This window comes from Pseudomonas sp. PDM26, from assembly GCF_019219185.1.
GTDB lineage: Bacteria > Pseudomonadota > Gammaproteobacteria > Pseudomonadales > Pseudomonadaceae > Aquipseudomonas.
Window position 1 is genome coordinate 560,475 of the sequence record NZ_JAHUWC010000001.1, and the last position, 16,279, is coordinate 576,753.

The window sequence follows — 16,279 nt, forward strand, 5'->3', positions numbered from 1 at the left end:
TGCACAGTTCAACTGACGAAAAGAGGTGACTGGGTTTAGGGCTGCTTCGCAGCCCAACGGGGGCAAGCCCCCTCGCCACAGGTTTCACCAGGCTGACATTAAGGGCGATCAACCTTCCTCAAGCCACCAACGCAGCGGCTTGCCTTCGGCTGGCCAGAAGCGGATCTGCTCGATCGGGGAGACGTCCCAGCGCTGGACGTTTTCCAGGGCCTGAAGGAAGCGTTTTTCCTGTTCCATCAGCGCCGGAGCACACAGTTTGCGGGTGCTGCCGATTTTGCCGAAAGTCAGTTTGTCGCCATCAAGGGTGTACGGTGCGAACCAGTGGTTACAGCCGCCATTGCCATAGGCCCGGCCGTCTTCAGCGAGGGTGATGGTCAGGTGGCTGTAGTCCATCAACGGCCGCTCGCCGATCCATTCCAGAATGTAGCTGCGGTTTTGTTGCAACTGCACCGGCTCGGCGGCGCAGCCCAGCAGGCTGGCGCCGGCCATCGCGCTCAGAGCGAGGCGTTTCATCACGCAGGCTCCTGGCATTTCGGGCACAGGTGTTTCTCGCTAACGGTGGTCCAGCCCAGCTCGGCAATCCGCGCAGTGGCGGCAGGCTTTTCGGCCTTGTTGCCCAGCTTGGCATCGACGGCGAACTCGAAGCTCAGCTCTTTGGCGCAGCTGTCACAGTTCACTTGCCAGGTGTGAATAGCCAGTTCGCCGAATACCGGGCCACTGGCCACCGCGACCCATTGACCGGGCGGGTTGATCAGGTGGCGAACCGTTTCGACGGTCAGGCGCATGGACAAGTCCTTGGCACCTTTGAGGGTCACGACCAGCACGTCGTTGTTGCGAATCGAGCCACCGTTGCCGGTGACCTGATAACGCCCCGGCACCAGGGCGCGGCATTCGGTGAGGGTGTGTTGCGGGTTCATCAGGCTGTAGCGGAAATCGTGTTCGACCATGGGTCCTCCAAATATGCGCGATATGCTAGCACGGGCTTGCACGCGACATATTGCAGGCGGGTGACCTTCGATCCGTTTCAGGCGCCCTCGACCTGGTTTTGCGCCGAGCCCGCTGCCCAGGCTGCAATGTTCTGCAACGTGGTGGCGGCAATCGCGTCCAGGGCTTCGCGGGTGAGGAAGGCCTGGTGCGCGGTGACGATCACGTTAGGAAAGGTCAGCAGCCGCGCCAGCACATCGTCCTGCAACGGCAGGTCGGAACGGTCTTCGAAGAAGATTTGCGCTTCTTCTTCATACACATCCAGGCCCAGGTAGCCCAGGCGACCGTCTTTCAGGGCATCGATCAGCGCCGGGGTGTCCACCAGGCCGCCACGCCCGGTATTGATCAGCATTGCACCCGGTTGCATGTGCGCCAGCGATTCGGGGTTGATCAAGTGCTTGCTCTGTTCGTTGAGCGGGCAGTGCAGGCTGATGATCTGCGATTCGGCCAGCAGCTGTGGCAGGCTCAGGTAGCGCGCGCCGAGGGCCTCGACCTGCGGGTTGGGGTAGGGGTCATAGGCCAGTAACCGGCAGCCAAATCCGCTCATGATTTTGGCGAAGGTGGCACCGATCTGACCGGTGCCGACCACGCCGACGGTCTTGCCCGCCAGATCGAAACCGGTCAGCCCCTGCAATCTGAAATCCCCTTCGCGAGTGCGGTTGTAGGCGCGGGGCAAGCGGCGGTTGAGCGCGAGGATCAGCGCCACCGCGTGTTCGGCCACGGCGTGGGGCGAATAGGCCGGGACGCGCACGATGGCCAGTCCCAGACGCTTTGCCGTCGGCAAGTCGACGTGGTTGTAACCGGCCGAGCGCAGTGCGATCAGGCGTGTGCCTCCGGCGGCAAGGCGCTCGAGCACCGCCGCGCCGAGGTCATCATTGATGAACGCACAGACCGCTTCATACCCATGGGCGAGTGCCACCGTGTCCAGGCTCAGGCGCGCAGGCTGAAAGTGCAGCTCGATGCCCGCCGGTTGCCCGGCCGCGAGAAAACTGTCGCGGTCGTAGTTCTGGCTGCTGAAAAAAATCGTACGCATGATGTCCTCTCTCCCGTTTCTGTAGGAGCTGCGGTGCGGCGATCCGACTTGCCAGCGAAGAGGATCTCAAACCCTGTGCTGTCTTTGGGGCCGCCTTCGCTGGCAAGCCAGCTCCTACAGGGTTTGCGCTGAGCTTACGCTGATGTCTGATTGACGCAGTTGCGCTGCATCAAGCATTCATGCGCGCCTGGGCCGCCAGGCGATTGATCGCCCGGTCGAGCTCCTCCAGTGCCACGCTGGCATTCGGGTCCCGTTGCTTGAGCAGGGTTTCGCTGCGTTGGCAGGCCGCACGCAATTGCGGTACGCCGCAGTAACGCGTTGCGCCATGCAGGCGATGGACCCGTTCGATCAGGGCGTTGTGGTCGTTGCTTTGCCGAGCGAGGCGGATGGCTTCGCGGTCAGCCTCCAGGGACGCCAGCAGCATCGCCAGCATGTCCGCCGCCAGATCAGCCTTGCCGGCGGCCAGGCGCAATCCTTCGTCGTGGTCGAGGACCAACAGGTCATGGGCGCCAGCATGCCCATCGCCGGAGCGCTCCGGGCGGTGATTGCGCAGCGCCAGGCCGCTCCATTTCAGCACCACCTGCGCCAATTGCCGTTCGCTGATCGGTTTGGTCAGGTAGTCGTCCATGCCGCTTTGCAGCATCGCGCGTTTTTCGTTGGCCATGGCGTGGGCGGTGAGGGCCACGATCGGCAGCGGCGTGCAATGGCGTTCGCTTTCCCATTGGCGGATCGCCTCGGTACTCTGGCGGCCGTCCATGCCGGGCATCTGCACGTCCATCAACACCAGATCGAATGACTCTTTCTGCACCGCCTTGATGGCGGCAAAACCGCTTTCCACGGCGAGCACATTGGCGCCCATGTCTTCGAGCAGGGTCTGCACCAGCATCAGGTTGGCCGGATTGTCGTCGACGCAAAGCACCTTCGGTGCACGGCTGGACAACGGTTCGCCCGGCTCGCTGCGCATCGGGCGCGGGTTGACCAGATCAGACAGGGCGCGTCGCAACTTGCGGGTACAGGCCGGTTTCGCCTGGAGCTGGCTGTGGGGGTTGGGCACGGAAAGATGGAACAGCGTCTGTTCCGTGGTCGGGCACAGCACCAGCACTTTGCAGCCAAGATGCTCGAGGTCCCAGATGTGCTGGTTGAGGCGTTCCGGCGGCATGTCGTTGCTGGTGATGCCGAGCACTGCAAGTTCGATCGCCTGATCGGTCTGGTGGGCGGCGGTGACGCCATTGGTCAGGCTTTCCAGGGTGTTGAACGGTGTGGTGTCGAGGCCACAGTCTTCCAGTTGATGCTGCAACGCCTGCCGGGCCAGTTCGTGGTTTTCCAGCACCGCCACCCGGCGCCCGAGCAGCGGCGCGGCGGGCAGGTCTTCGGCATCGTCGCGGGCTTTGGGCAGGCTCAGGCTGATCCAGAACTCCGACCCTTCCCCCGGTGTGCTGTCGACGCCGATCTCGCCGCCCATCTGTTCGATCAGGCGTTTGGAAATCACCAGACCCAGGCCAGTGCCGCCCGGTTGCCGCGACAGCGAGTTGTCGGCCTGACTGAAGGCCTGGAACAGGGCGCGTACGTCCTGGTTCGACAGGCCGATGCCGGTGTCCTGAATGCTGATGCGCAGCTGCACGGTGTCTTCGTGTTCTTCTTCGAGCATGGCGCGGGCGACGACGGTGCCTTCGCGGGTGAACTTGATCGCATTGCTCACCAGGTTCGTCAGGATCTGCTTGAGCCGCAGCGGGTCGCCCACCAGTGACAGCGGCGTGTCCCGATACACCAGGCTAACCAGTTCCAGCTGCTTGGCGTGGGCGGCCGGGGCGAGGATGGTCAAGGTGTCCTGGAGCAGGTCGCGCAGGTTGAACGGAATATGGTCGAGCACCAGCTTGCCAGCTTCGATTTTCGAGAAGTCGAGAATCTCGTTGATGATGCCCAGCAGGCTATCGGCGGATTTTTCGATGGTGCCCAGGTAGTCGAGCTGGCGTGGGGTGAGCTCGCTTTTTTGCAACAGGTGGGTGAAGCCGAGAATACCATTGAGCGGCGTGCGGATTTCATGGCTCATGTTGGCCAGGAACTCGGACTTGATCCGGCTCGCTTCCAGGGCCTCCTTGCGCGCCAGATCCAGCTCGATGTTCTGGATCTCGATGGTTTCCAGGTTCTGGCGCACGTCTTCGGTGGCCTGGTCGATGCTGTGCTGCAATTCTTCCTGGGCATTTTGCAGGGTGCCGGCCATGCGGTTGATGCCGGAAGCCAGTTCATCCAGCTCCTGGCTGCCGAGGGGCGGCAAGCGGGTCTCCAGGTGGCCGTCCTTGAGTTGGGCCACGGCCTGCTTGATCTGGCTCAACGGCCGATTGATCGTGCGCCCCATGCGCAGGGCCAGCAGTGCCGCACCGATCAGTCCCGTAGCGATCAACATCAGGCTGGCGAACAGGCTGCGATAACCGCGCAACAGCATGCCGTTATGGGACAGTTCGAGCTCGACCCAGCCGAGCAGGCGGTCTGCTTCTTCGGGAATCACGTCTCCGGCCAGGTTGCGGTGTTTGCCGAAAACCGGCAGCAGATAGCGGGTCGCATCGCTGCCGCTGTGGCGCAGCATTTGCGTGCCACTGCCAGAGGGCATCTGATTGAGCATGGTCGGGCCGGCGTGGGCCAGCAAGGTGCGGTCGGGAGCCAGGAAGGTCACGGCCCGTACGTCGGTTTGTTCCAGGGCCTGAGTGGCGATGCGTTCGAGCAGTTCGTTGTCCTGGTGGCCCATGGCTGGCGCCGTCAATGGAGCCAACTGCTCGGCGATCATTTCGCCACGCTGCATAAGCTGGGTTTGCAGGTCAGCCTGTTGCATCCAGGTAAAATAACCCCCCAGCACCAACGCCATCAGGCTGGTGGGCAACAGGGTCAGCAACAGCACGCGGCCTTTGATTCCCAGTTTCTTGAGCACGCAACTCTCCTGCATCCCGCTATTCATAGGCCCGTACATGCATCCGCCATGCACCACTTGCGCAGTGTAGCGATTTGCTCGCGGGCAATCTTCGTAAAAATGGTGCAGTCATTCGTCGGCCCGGACGACTCTTTGGCGATACGGACAAACCGTGGGTTGCCCCTGGCGAGGCAATCTTGAATAATCGCTCAACTGAGAATTATTTGCAGATAGTCATGACTCCCATCACTGCTGGCCTCCCTCGAATCCTGTCCATCGAAGACGACCTTGTGCTCGGCGCCTACGTTCACGAGCACCTGGACCGCAGCGGCTTCCAGGTGACCTGGTGCCAGAACGGCCAGGAAGGCCTGGACATTGCCCGCCGGCAGCCTTTCGACGTGGTGTTGATGGATATCCTGCTGCCGGGCATGGACGGCCTGGCGGTACTGACTCAATTGCGCCAGAGCCATTCCACCCCGGTGTTGCTGATGTCGGCCCTCGGTGCCGAGGCCGATCGCATCAGCGGCTTTCGCCTGGGGGCCGATGATTACCTGCCAAAGCCCTTCAGCATGGTGGAGTTGCGGGTGCGCATCGAAGCCATTCTGCGGCGGGTGGCATTCGACCGCCGGCCTGCGCCCGCCGTGCCCGCCCCTTCGATGGACAGCCTGCGTTTCGACGATGAAAGCTTCGAGGTGTTTTATGGCGAACAGGCTGGCGGCCTGACCCGCAGCGAGTATCGGCTGCTGGAGACGCTGCACCGCAGCGCCGACGAAGTCCTGAGCAAAGCCTTCCTCTATCAACAGGTGCTGCAACGCGGTTATGCGGCCCATGACCGCAGCCTGGACATGCACATCAGCCAGATCCGCCGCAAGCTCAAGGCCATTGGCTACACCGAGCGTGAAGTGCGTACGGTATGGGGCAAGGGTTACATCCTGAGCGCCGTCGATGAAATGTAACTTGCCGGGCAGGCATTCGCTGTTCTGGAAACTGGCTTGTCTATTGGTCGCTTTCTGTCTGCTGATGATCTGGTTGAGTTGGTCCTGGGGGCGTTACATGGAGCAGCGCAACCAGTTCCTCTCCGATGAAGCCCGCGGCACCCTGACGGGCTACGCCGCCGAAGCCGAGCAGGCTTGGCGGCAGCACCAGAGCGCCGGTGTCGATCACTGGCTGCAAGGCATGCGTCAGCGGGAATACGGCTGGGTCGGTGTCATCGGCGGTGATTTGCAGTCCTTGAGCAACCAATCGCTGACGGACAAGGAAGTCGAACGCCTGACTTTTTTGCGCGGCCTCGATTGGCCCATCCACAAGAAAGGCCGGCCCTGGATGCGCGTGCCGTTTCCCGGCGACCCGTCCGCCGGCAGCCTGGTGATCGAACTGCCCGAGCGCTTTCTGCCTGGGCAATACCGGGTGTTCTGGCGGGTGATCACCAACGGCGTGATTCCAGGGCTGTTCACTTTGCTGCTGTGCGTCGGGCTCTACCGTTTGCTGGTGGTGCCACTCAATCACTTACGCGCGCAGGCCAATGCCTGGCGTGCCGACCAACTGAATGTGCGCCTATCGAGCCGCACCACCAATCGTTGCGATGAATTGGGTGAGCTGGGGCGGGCGTTCGACCATATGTCCGAACGCCTGCAAAGCACCGTGGCCTTGCAGCAGCAACTGCTGCGCGACTTGTCCCACGAATTGCGTACGCCTTTGAGCCGCCTGCGGGTGGCCAGTGAAAGCGAGCAGGGGCTGGAGCCATTGCGCGAACGCATCGGCCGTGAGGTCGATGGCATGCAGCGCCTGGTGGAAGACACGCTGCAACTGGCCTGGCTCGATACCGAGCGCACCCGGTTGCCCGACGAAGCGATCCAGATCCAGGCCCTGTGGGAAATGCTCACGGAGAATGCCTGCTATGAAAGTGGCTGGCCCGATTCGCAGTTGCAATGCACGGTGGATTCATCCTGTTGGGTTCGCGGTCATCTCAACACCCTGGCCCAGGCGTTGGAAAACATTCTGCGCAATGCCATTCGTCATTCGCCGGCGGGAGGCATTGTCCTGCTGGGCGGCCAGCGTGATGGCGACTTCTGGCACCTGTGGCTGGAGGATCAGGGCGATGGTGTGGCGCAAGCTGATCTGGAACGGATCTTCCTGCCGTTCACCCGACTCGACGGTTCGCGGCCGGGGGATGGTGGATTCGGACTGGGCTTGAGCATTGCCCGGAACGCGGTACAGCGTCAGGGTGGACAGCTTTGGGCGCAGAACACCGGGACCGGGTTGCGCTTGAATATGCGCTTGTTGGCGGATGATGGCGGTGCCAGTGACAACGTCATCGCGAGCAGGCTCGCTCCTGCATTGACCGTGTTTCAACCGAAAAATGTGTGATCACCTCAGCCCCCTGTAGGAGCGAGCCTGCTCGCGATGAGGCCCTTCCACACACCAATGAATCCGGGCTTATTCCCATAAACCATAAGCACCATACTTTGCGTGATATGGCCTGCGAACGTTTGCCGGTATGATAGACGCCCCCGCAGTCTGGATTGCGAATACGCCATGACCTTGCAGTACCCAACCATCGCCGATTGCGTCGGCAACACTCCGCTGGTTCGTTTGCAGCGCCTGCCCGGCGCCACCAGCAATACCCTTTTGCTCAAGCTCGAAGGGAACAACCCGGCGGGTTCGGTCAAGGACCGTCCGGCGCTGTCGATGATCACCCGCGCCGAACTGCGCGGGCAGATCCATCCTGGCGATACGCTGATCGAAGCGACGTCGGGCAACACCGGAATCGCCCTGGCCATGGCCGCCGCGATCAAGGGTTACAGGATGATCCTGATCATGCCGGACAACTCCAGCGCCGAGCGCAAGGCGGCCATGACGGCCTATGGCGCCGAGCTGATTCTGGTCAGCCAGGAACAGGGCATGGAAGGCGCCCGTGACCTGGCGCAGAAGATGGAAGCCGAGGGTCGCGGCAAGGTACTGGATCAGTTCGCCAACGGTGACAATCCCGAGGCGCACTACACCACCACTGGCCCGGAAATCTGGCGCCAGACCCAGGGCACCATCACCCATTTCGTCAGTTCCATGGGCACCACCGGGACCATCATGGGCGTGTCGCGCTACTTGAAAGAGCAGAACGACAACGTGCAGATCATCGGCCTGCAACCGATGGAAGGTTCGGCGATCCCGGGTATCCGCCGCTGGCCTCAGGAATACCTGCCGAAGATCTACCAGGCTGACCGCGTGGATCGGATCGTCGACATGGCCCAAAGCGAAGCTGAAGACGTGACCCGTCGTCTGGCCCGCGAAGAAGGCATTTTCTGCGGCGTGTCCTCGGGCGGCGCGGTGGCGGCAATGCTGCGCCTGTCCAAAGAAGTTGAAAACGCGGTGATCGTCGCGATCATCTGCGACCGCGGCGACCGTTACTTGTCGACCGGCATTTTCGACGCGCCCAACTGATGGCCAAACATGAAAGAGGCCTGCGCTTCCAGCCCACCGGTGGCAGCAAGGCCCCGCAAATCCCGACCGGCAAAAAACAGCGCCTGACCATCGAGCGCCTGGCCAATGACGGTCGCGGCATCGCGTTTTTCGAAGGTCGTACCTGGTTTGTCATCGGTGCATTGGCCGGCGAAGAAATCGAGGCTCGCGTACTCGGTGCCCACGGTAAAGTGGTCGAGGCGCGGACCGAGCGGGTGTTCAGCGCCAGCGAATTGCGCCGCCCGGCGCCGTGCGCCCATGCCGGCCGTTGTGGCGGTTGCAGCGTGCAGCATCTGCCCCACAACGAACAACTCGCCCTGAAACAGCGCATGCTCGCCGAGCAATTGTCCAGGGTCGCCGGTGTCGCGCCCGAGGAGTGGGCCGAACCATTGACCGGTCCGGAATTCGGCTACCGTCGTCGTGCCCGTGTGGCGGTGCGCTGGGACATGAAGGCGAAGAAACTCGAAGTCGGGTTCCGCGCCGCCGGCAGCCAGGACATCGTTGGCATCGATGATTGCCCGGTGCTGGTACAACCCTTGCAACCCATCATGACCCGCCTGCCCCAGATGCTGCGGCGCTTGAGCAAACCTCAGGCACTCGGGCATGTGGAGTTGTTCAGCGGCTCGACGTTGGCGGTTTTGCTGCGGCACATGGCGCCGTTGTCCGACGCCGACCTGACGATCCTCAAGGATTTCTGCGCGCTCCACCAAGCCCAGTTATGGCTGCATGGCGACGGTGAACCGCATCCGGTCGAGGCCGATCAATCGTTGGGCTATCGTCTTGAACAGTGGGGTCTGGAGCTGGCATACCGTCCCGGGGATTTCATCCAGGTCAACGCCGCAGTCAATGAAGCGATGGTCGCCCAGGCGCTGGACTGGTTGAAGCCGACAGCAGATGAGCGCGTACTCGATCTGTTCTGTGGCCTGGGCAACTTTGCCTTGCCACTGGCCAAGGCCGCTCGCGAAGTGGTGGCGGTCGAAGGTGTGCAGGTGATGGTCGATCGGGCAGCAGCGAATGCAGCTAGCAATAATCTGCATAACGCGAAGTTTTTTCACGCCGATTTATCCCAGCCTTTGACGGACGCCGAATGGGCCGCCGAAGGCTTTTGTGCGGTACTCTTGGACCCACCGCGTGACGGTGCTTTCGAGGTTGTTCACAAGCTCAAGACCCTGGGCGCCGAACGGTTGGTGTACGTGTCGTGCAACCCGGCCACTCTGGCGCGTGACACGGTCGAATTGATCAAGCAGGGCTACCGGTTAAAACGTGCCGGGATTCTCGATATGTTTCCTCAAACGGCACATGTCGAGGCCATGGCGTTATTTGAAGCGAGCTAGGATGCTCGTCTGGTCCGACTGGCCCGCCCGTGCAGCCGCGCACCAGCCCGACGTGGGCGCATGGGTAACGAAGGTCAGCGATTTGACGCATTGAATCTGCGTCGTAGGGAAGGTAAGCAAGATGGTACAGGTGAGAGCACACCAGCCGATCAACACCGACGGCAGTATCAATCTCGAGGCTTGGCTCGATCACGCGGTGAGTGTCGATCTGGCACTGGATCGCGAAGCCTTGAAAGAGGCCTGCGAGTACGCTCGCGAGGCAGAACAACAAGCCAATGCGGCACAGAATCTCTGGTCGGAAGGGAACTCCACGTTCCGTACCGGCCTTGAGATCGCCGAGATTCTCGCCGATCTCAAACTCGATCAGGACTCACTGGTCGCCGCGGTCCTGTACCGGGGCGTGCGCGAAGGCCAGATCCCGTTGCCGGCGGTCAGCCAGCGCTTCGGCCCGGTGGTGGCCAAACTCATCGACGGCGTGCAACGCATGGCGGCGATCAGCGACAGCCTGAGCCCGCGCAAGTCCTTGGTGATGGGCACCCAGGGCCAGGTGGAAAACCTGCGCAAGATGCTGGTGGCCATGGTTGACGACGTTCGTGTCGCCCTGATCAAACTGGCCGAGCGTACTTGCGCCATCCGTGCGGTGAAGACCGCCGACGACGAAAAACGCAACCGCGTCGCCCGTGAAGTCTTCGACATCTACGCGCCACTGGCCCATCGCCTGGGTATCGGTCACATCAAGTGGGAGCTGGAGGACTTGTCCTTCCGTTACCTGGAGCCGGACCAGTACAAGCAGATCGCCAAGTTGCTCCACGAGCGGCGCCTGGATCGCGAGCGCTTCATCAGCGACGTGATGAGCCAGCTGAAAAACGAATTGCAGGCCACCGGCGTCGATGCCGACATCAGCGGCCGGGCCAAACACATCTATTCGATCTGGCGCAAAATGCAGCGCAAGGGTCTGGAGTTCAGCCAGATCTACGACGTTCGCGCCGTTCGCGTGCTGGTGCCGGAAATGCGCGATTGCTACACCGCGCTCGGCATCGTCCATACCCTGTGGCGGCACATTCCGAAAGAGTTCGACGACTACATCGCCAACCCCAAGGAAAACGGCTATCGCTCGCTGCACACGGCGGTGATCGGGCCCGAGGGCAAGGTGCTGGAAGTGCAGATCCGCACCCATGCGATGCACGAAGAAGCCGAACTCGGTGTGTGCGCGCACTGGCGTTACAAGGGCACCGACGTCAAGTCCGGCTCCAATCACTACGAAGAGAAAATCTCCTGGCTGCGCCAGGTGCTCGAATGGCACGAAGAGCTGGGCGACATCGGTGGCCTGGCGGAACAGCTGCGGGTCGATATCGAGCCCGACCGGGTCTACATCTTTACCCCGGACGGTCACGCCATCGACTTGCCCAAGGGTGCGACGCCGCTGGACTTCGCCTACCGCGTACACACCGAAATCGGTCACAACTGCCGCGGCGCCAAGATCAACGGGCGCATCGTGCCGCTCAACTACAGCCTGCAGACCGGTGAACAGGTCGAGATCATCACCAGCAAGCACGGCACCCCGAGCCGCGACTGGCTGAACCCGAACCTGGGTTACGTCACCACATCCCGGGCGCGGGCGAAGATCGTTCACTGGTTCAAGTTGCAGGCCCGTGACCAGAACGTCGCGGCCGGTAAAACGCTGCTTGAGCGCGAGCTCAATCGCCTCGGTCTGCCTGCGGTGGATTTCGACAAGCTGGCCGACAAGGCCAACATGAAAACCGCCGAAGACCTGTTCGCCGCCCTCGGCGCCGGGGATCTGCGCCTGGCGCAACTGGTCAACCTGGCGCAGCAGCTGGTCGAGCCGGAGCGTGGCAACGAGCAGCTGGAACTGATTCCACGCAAGGCCACCGGCTACAAGCCGGGCAAGCGCGGCGATATCCAGATCCAGGGTGTCGGCAACCTGATGACCCAGATGGCCGGCTGCTGCCAGCCGTTGCCGGGCGATGCAATCGTCGGTTACATCACCGTGGGTCGCGGCGTGAGCATTCACCGCCAGGACTGCGCCTCGGTGCTGCAGCTGGCCGGGCGCGAGCCCGAGCGAATCATCCAGGTCAGTTGGGGGCCGGTGCCGGTGCTCACCTATCCGGTGGACATCATCATCCGCGCCTACGACCGTTCCGGTCTGCTGCGTGACGTCTCGCAGGTGCTGCTCAATGAGCGGATCAACGTGCTGGCGGTCAACACCCGCTCGAACAAGGAGGACAACACCGCGCTGATGTCCCTGACCATCGAGATTCCGGGGCTGGACGCATTGGGGCGGTTGCTGGGGCGGATTTCCCAGTTGCCGAACATCATCGAAACCCGGCGTAACCGTACGCCGTGACCCCCTGTAGGAGCTGCCGCAGGCTGCGATCTTTTGATCTTGTTTTTAAAATCAAAAGATCGCAGCCTGCGGCAGCTCCTACAGGGGCCTGCCTCTAAATGAGATTATCGATGTACAGCCTTGAAGATTTGTTGCACCTGATGAGCCGTCTGCGCGACCTGCAGTACGGTTGCCCGTGGGATCTCAAGCAAACCTGGGCCACCATCGTCCCGCACACCCTTGAAGAAGCCTATGAAGTCGCCGACGCCATCGAGCGCGGCGACTTCGATCACTTGCAGGGTGAGCTGGGCGATCTGTTGTTCCAGGTGGTTTATTACAGCCAGTTGGCTCGGGAAGAGGGGCGCTTCGAATTCGCTGGCGTGGTCGACGGCATCACCCGCAAGCTGATCCGCCGTCATCCCCACGTGTTCCCCACCGGCGACCTGTATGCGCCACTGGATGTCCCGCGCTTGAGTGAAGAGCAGGTCAAGCAGCGTTGGGAAGAGATCAAGGCCGAGGAGCGTGTGGAGAAATCTTCAGCGCCCGAACAGCTGTCGTTGCTCGATGATGTTCCCGCCGCATTGCCAGCGTTGTCGCGTTCGGCAAAGCTGCAGAAGCGCGCGGGGCAGGTCGGGTTCGACTGGCCAGACGCCTTGCCGGTGCTCGATAAAGTGCGCGAGGAACTCGATGAAGTCCTCGAAGCGATGTCGGAAAACGATCCCGAAGCCGTGGCCGACGAGATCGGCGATCTGCTGTTTTCCGTGGTCAATCTGGCGCGGCATCTCAAGGTCGATCCGGAAACCGCACTGCGTGGCGCCAACGGCAAGTTTGAACGACGCTTTCGTTTTATCGAACAGGCATTGCGCGACACCCGCCGTCCCATGGAAGATTGCACCCTCGAAGAGTTGGACGCCTTGTGGGGCGAAGCCAAACGTCAGGAAAAGAATTTGCCCAGCTGCGGTTGAGCAGTGGCCTAAGTGAGTAATAAGCACCATGAGCATTTCCCTTCGCGACCAGTTGCTCAAAGCAGGGCTGGTCAACCAGAAGCAGGCCAAGCAGGTCAGCAAAGACAAGCAGAAACAACAACGCCTGGCCCACAAAGGCCAGATCGAGCTGGATGACTCCCAGCAGCGCGCGGCGCAGGAAGCCATGGCCGAGAAGGTCAAGCGCGACCAGGAACTCAACCGCCAGCAGCAGGAGAAGGCCGAGGCCAAGGCCCGTGCCGCACAGGTCAAGCAATTGATCGAAGTCTCGCGCCTGCCGAAATTGACGACCGAGGATTACTACAACTTCGTCGACGACAAGAAGGTCAAGCGCATCTGCGTCAACACCCTGATGCGTAACAAGCTCAGCAGCGGTTCGCTGGCCATCGTGCATCACGCTGGCGGCTACGAAGTGATTCCGCGCGAGGCGGCACTGAAGATTCAGGAGCGCGACCCACAGCGCATCGTGCAATTGAATGTGCAGACCGAAGAGGTCGCTGCCGAGGACGATCCGTACGCCGCCTATAAGATCCCTGATGACCTGATGTGGTAACACTTGTAGGAGCGAGCTCGCGAAAAACGTGAATGTCGCACGCTGTCTGAAACCAGCGCCGCCCTCAGGTTCTTCGTCGGAACGCCGCCCGGAGCAAGCTCGCTCCTGCACGTTTTCTCAGGCGGACTGTAACTCGCGTTGCTGCTCCAGGGTTTCCAGTTCGGCCTTGTAGTTTTGCGCATCGGTCTCGGAATGGAACATCCCGACCAGCAGGTCTTGTTGATGCACGTCCCAGATCCGGATACCGGCGGCTACCCCCTCGTGGGATTTATGTGAATCGTCGCGTTCAGTTACTTTTACAGTCATCTGCTAGCTCCAATCTCTGTTATCTGCAGCAAGGCATGTGCAGGCCTTTGTTATAGAGTTTGGTAGCTTGCTAAGTAAACGACTGAGTTTGGTAAGGGTTTTTTGCAAAAACGGAAACAGTCCTGCGGCCCGCGCAATCCGCGACATTCAGTCGCAGGGCGTTAAGTTTCATGAAAAAAGCTTCATCTCCTGAGGCCTCACGCCCCCCCTGTAGGAGCTGCCGCAGGCTGCGATCTTTTGATCTTGTTTTTCGGCTATGCCAGGAAGATCAAGGTCAAAAGATCGCAGCCTGCGGCAGCTCCTACAGGGGATTTGTGTATGTCTTGAGGTTTTTCTCAAGGCAAAAAAACGCCCCGAACCAGTCGGGGCGTTTTCATGTGCGGCTTGGCAGCGGGAAATTACTTACCTTCCCAGCGCTTCAGTACCAGGGTGGCGTTGGTGCCACCGAAACCGAAGCTGTTGCTCATCACGGTGTTGATGGTGGCGTTTTCGCGGGTCTTGGTCAGCACCGGCAGGTCGGCCACTTCAGGGTCCAGCTCGTCGATGTTGGCGGAGCCGGCAATGAAGTTGCCTTCCATCATCAGCAGGCAGTAGATCGCTTCGTGAACACCGGCGGCGCCCAGGGAGTGACCCGACAGGCTCTTGGTGGAGCTGATGGCCGGAGCCTTGTCGCCGAACACTTCACGCACGCCTTTCATTTCCGCGACGTCGCCGACCGGGGTCGAGGTGCCGTGGGTGTTCAGGTAGTCGATCGGGGTATCGACGGTGGACAGCGCCTGCTGCATGCAGCGGATCGCGCCTTCGCCGCTCGGGGCAACCATGTCGTAGCCGTCGGAGGTCGCGCCGTAGCCGACGATTTCCGCGTAGATCTTCGCGCCGCGGGCCAGAGCGTGTTCCAGCTCTTCAACCACGACCATGCCGCCACCGCCGGCAATGACGAAACCGTCACGCTTGGCGTCGTAGGCACGGGAAGCTTTTTCCGGGGTTTCGTTGTACTGGGTGGACAGGGCGCCCATGGCGTCGAACAGGAACGATTGGCTCCAGTGTTCTTCTTCACCGCCGCCGGCGAAAACGATGTCCTGCTTGCCCAGCTGGATCTGTTCCATGGCGTTACCGATGCAGTGAGCACTGGTGGCGCAAGCGGAGGAAATCGAGTAGTTCACGCCCTTGATCTTGAACGGCGTGGCCAGGCAGGCGGAAACGGTGCTGCCCATGGTCCGCGTGACGCGGTACGGGCCGACGCGCTTGACGCCTTTCTCGCGAAGGATGTCCAGTGCTTCCATCTGGTTCAGGGTCGACGCGCCACCGGAGCCGGCGATCAGGCCGGTACGCACGTTGGAAACCTGCTCTTCGGTCAGGCCGGAGTCGGTGATGGCGTCTTTCATGGCCAGGTAGGCATAAGCTGCCGCGTGGCCGACGAAGCGATAGATCTTGCGATCGATCAGTTCTTCAAGGTTGAGGTCGATGGAGCCGGAAACCTGGCTACGCAGACCCATTTCGGCATATTCCGGGTTGAACCGGATGCCAGGGCGGCTTGCACGCAGGTTAGCGGAGACGGTCTCTTTGTCATTGCCCAGGCACGAAACGATGCCCAGACCAGTGATAACGACGCGGCGCATGCGGATAACCCTTAGAAGTTGTCAGTGGAGGTGAACACGCCGACCCGGAGGCCTTCGGCGGTGTAGATTTCGCGACCGTCGACAGTGACCGAACCGTCGGCAATGGCCAGGTTCAGTTTACCCTTGAGGACGCGCTTGATATGAATGTTATAGGTGACTTTTTTGGCGGTCGGCAGGACCTGGCCGAAGAATTTCACTTCGCCCGAACCCAGCGCACGGCCACGGCCCGGCAAGCCTTGCCAGCCCAGGAAGAAACCGACCAGTTGCCACATGGCGTCGAGGCCCAGGCAGCCCGGCATCACCGGATCGCCTTCGAAGTGACAGGCGAAGAACCACAGGTCCGGATTGATATCCAGCTCGGCGACCAATTCACCTTTGCCGTACTTGCCACCTTCTTCGCTGATCAGGGTGATGCGATCAACCATCAGCATGTTCGGGGCGGGCAGTTGCGCGTTACCTGGGCCGAACAGCTCACCGCGACTGCAGCGCAGCAGGTCTTCCCGGGTAAAGGCGTTTTGTTTGGTCATGCGAGCTCCTCAATAGTCCCATGCGGCAGGTGGGGCAAATCTTCCCGGCCGATCGAAGCGTTCATGCCTCGAACCGGCAGCCTACTCATAGACTATTGCGTTGTGGTGAAAGTCACAGCACCAAGGACATGAATGTACACTTGTGCACTGAAATTATTATTCAAGCCCCTTTTCGGGCCTGTTCGGGGGCTTAAGACTGCCGCACTTTCGCCTTTCACGCCAGTCGCAGATGCTCGAA

14 protein-coding genes are annotated in these 16,279 nt (G+C 61.3%); 7 read left to right on the forward strand and 7 right to left on the reverse strand.

Annotation, left to right across the window (positions count from 1 at the left end; translation table 11 throughout):
• Positions 1–108: 108 nt before the first annotated feature.
• From KW849_RS02540 to KW849_RS02555, 4 genes are all read right to left on the reverse strand, one after another.
• The gene (locus tag KW849_RS02540) at positions 109–513 is read right to left on the reverse strand and encodes an META domain-containing protein (RefSeq protein WP_218427349.1); all 405 of its coding nucleotides are present in this window, start codon (positions 511–513) and stop codon (positions 109–111) included.
• Entirely contained in the window at positions 513–947 is a 435-nt protein-coding gene (locus KW849_RS02545) for a hypothetical protein (RefSeq protein ID WP_218427351.1), read from the reverse strand. The genes KW849_RS02540 and KW849_RS02545 overlap by 1 nt, the downstream gene beginning before the upstream one ends.
• Positions 948–1,024: 77 nt before the next feature.
• The gene (locus KW849_RS02550; RefSeq protein WP_218427353.1) at positions 1,025–2,017 is read right to left on the reverse strand and encodes a 2-hydroxyacid dehydrogenase; all 993 of its coding nucleotides are present in this window, start codon (positions 2,015–2,017) and stop codon (positions 1,025–1,027) included.
• Between the two features lie 169 nt (positions 2,018–2,186).
• Positions 2,187–4,940, reverse strand: a complete 2,754-nt coding sequence (locus tag KW849_RS02555; protein WP_218427355.1) for a response regulator — start codon at positions 4,938–4,940, stop codon at positions 2,187–2,189.
• Positions 4,941–5,155: 215 nt separating this feature from the next.
• Between KW849_RS02555 and KW849_RS02560 the strand changes: the two genes are divergently transcribed.
• The 7 genes from KW849_RS02560 (at position 5,156) to KW849_RS02590 (ending at position 13,589) form a co-directional block, all read left to right on the forward strand.
• The gene (locus KW849_RS02560) at positions 5,156–5,875 is read left to right on the forward strand and encodes a response regulator transcription factor (RefSeq protein WP_108215286.1); all 720 of its coding nucleotides are present in this window, start codon (positions 5,156–5,158) and stop codon (positions 5,873–5,875) included.
• Entirely contained in the window at positions 5,865–7,286 is a 1,422-nt protein-coding gene (locus tag KW849_RS02565; protein ID WP_218427357.1) for a sensor histidine kinase, read from the forward strand. Before KW849_RS02560 ends, KW849_RS02565 begins: the two co-directional genes overlap by 11 nt.
• A 168-nt stretch (positions 7,287–7,454) precedes the next feature.
• A complete protein-coding gene (gene cysM / locus KW849_RS02570; RefSeq protein WP_218427359.1) occupies positions 7,455–8,357 on the forward strand; it encodes a cysteine synthase CysM in 903 nt (300 codons plus the stop codon).
• Positions 8,357–9,709, forward strand: coding sequence for a 23S rRNA (uracil(1939)-C(5))-methyltransferase RlmD (gene rlmD, locus KW849_RS02575; protein ID WP_218427361.1), 1,353 nt, complete (start codon positions 8,357–8,359; stop codon positions 9,707–9,709). Before cysM ends, rlmD begins: the two co-directional genes overlap by 1 nt.
• Positions 9,710–9,830: 121 nt before the next feature.
• Positions 9,831–12,074, forward strand: a complete 2,244-nt coding sequence (gene relA, locus KW849_RS02580) for a GTP diphosphokinase (protein WP_218427363.1) — start codon at positions 9,831–9,833, stop codon at positions 12,072–12,074.
• A gap of 110 nt (positions 12,075–12,184) precedes the next feature.
• Positions 12,185–13,018 carry a nucleoside triphosphate pyrophosphohydrolase gene (gene mazG, locus KW849_RS02585; protein WP_218427365.1) on the forward strand — a complete coding sequence of 278 codons (834 nt, stop codon included), beginning with the start codon at positions 12,185–12,187 and terminating at the stop codon, positions 13,016–13,018.
• Between the two features lie 28 nt (positions 13,019–13,046).
• Complete coding sequence (locus KW849_RS02590) at positions 13,047–13,589, forward strand: DUF2058 domain-containing protein (RefSeq protein WP_108215292.1); 543 nt, start codon at positions 13,047–13,049, stop codon at positions 13,587–13,589.
• A gap of 117 nt (positions 13,590–13,706) precedes the next feature.
• Here the strand turns inward: KW849_RS02590 and KW849_RS02595 are convergent, their stop codons facing one another.
• The 3 genes from KW849_RS02595 to fabA form a co-directional block, all read right to left on the reverse strand.
• Positions 13,707–13,895, reverse strand: coding sequence for a hypothetical protein (locus tag KW849_RS02595; RefSeq protein ID WP_218427367.1), 189 nt, complete (start codon positions 13,893–13,895; stop codon positions 13,707–13,709).
• 398 nt (positions 13,896–14,293) lie between these two features.
• Positions 14,294–15,514: a beta-ketoacyl-ACP synthase I gene (gene fabB, locus KW849_RS02600; RefSeq protein WP_218427369.1), complete on the reverse strand. Its 1,221-nt coding sequence runs from the start codon at positions 15,512–15,514 to the stop codon at positions 14,294–14,296.
• A gap of 11 nt (positions 15,515–15,525) precedes the next feature.
• A complete protein-coding gene (gene fabA, locus KW849_RS02605) occupies positions 15,526–16,041 on the reverse strand; it encodes a 3-hydroxyacyl-[acyl-carrier-protein] dehydratase FabA (protein WP_003227150.1) in 516 nt (171 codons plus the stop codon).
• Positions 16,042–16,279 lie beyond the last annotated feature (238 nt).

Coding starts and splice junctions, on each gene's coding strand:
- KW849_RS02565 (WP_218427357.1), top strand. CDS start 5,865: ATGAAATGTAACTTGCCGGGCAGGCATTCGCTGTTCTGGAAACTGGCT.
- KW849_RS02560 (WP_108215286.1), top strand. CDS start 5,156: ATGACTCCCATCACTGCTGGCCTCCCTCGAATCCTGTCCATCGAAGAC.
- mazG (WP_218427365.1), top strand. CDS start 12,185: ATGTACAGCCTTGAAGATTTGTTGCACCTGATGAGCCGTCTGCGCGAC.
- KW849_RS02595 (WP_218427367.1), bottom strand. CDS start 13,895: ATGACTGTAAAAGTAACTGAACGCGACGATTCACATAAATCCCACGAG.
- rlmD (WP_218427361.1), top strand. CDS start 8,357: ATGGCCAAACATGAAAGAGGCCTGCGCTTCCAGCCCACCGGTGGCAGC.
- KW849_RS02545 (WP_218427351.1), bottom strand. CDS start 947: ATGGTCGAACACGATTTCCGCTACAGCCTGATGAACCCGCAACACACC.
- cysM (WP_218427359.1), top strand. CDS start 7,455: ATGACCTTGCAGTACCCAACCATCGCCGATTGCGTCGGCAACACTCCG.
- KW849_RS02540 (WP_218427349.1), bottom strand. CDS start 513: ATGAAACGCCTCGCTCTGAGCGCGATGGCCGGCGCCAGCCTGCTGGGC.
- KW849_RS02590 (WP_108215292.1), top strand. CDS start 13,047: ATGAGCATTTCCCTTCGCGACCAGTTGCTCAAAGCAGGGCTGGTCAAC.
- relA (WP_218427363.1), top strand. CDS start 9,831: ATGGTACAGGTGAGAGCACACCAGCCGATCAACACCGACGGCAGTATC.
- KW849_RS02550 (WP_218427353.1), bottom strand. CDS start 2,017: ATGCGTACGATTTTTTTCAGCAGCCAGAACTACGACCGCGACAGTTTT.
- fabA (WP_003227150.1), bottom strand. CDS start 16,041: ATGACCAAACAAAACGCCTTTACCCGGGAAGACCTGCTGCGCTGCAGT.
- fabB (WP_218427369.1), bottom strand. CDS start 15,514: ATGCGCCGCGTCGTTATCACTGGTCTGGGCATCGTTTCGTGCCTGGGC.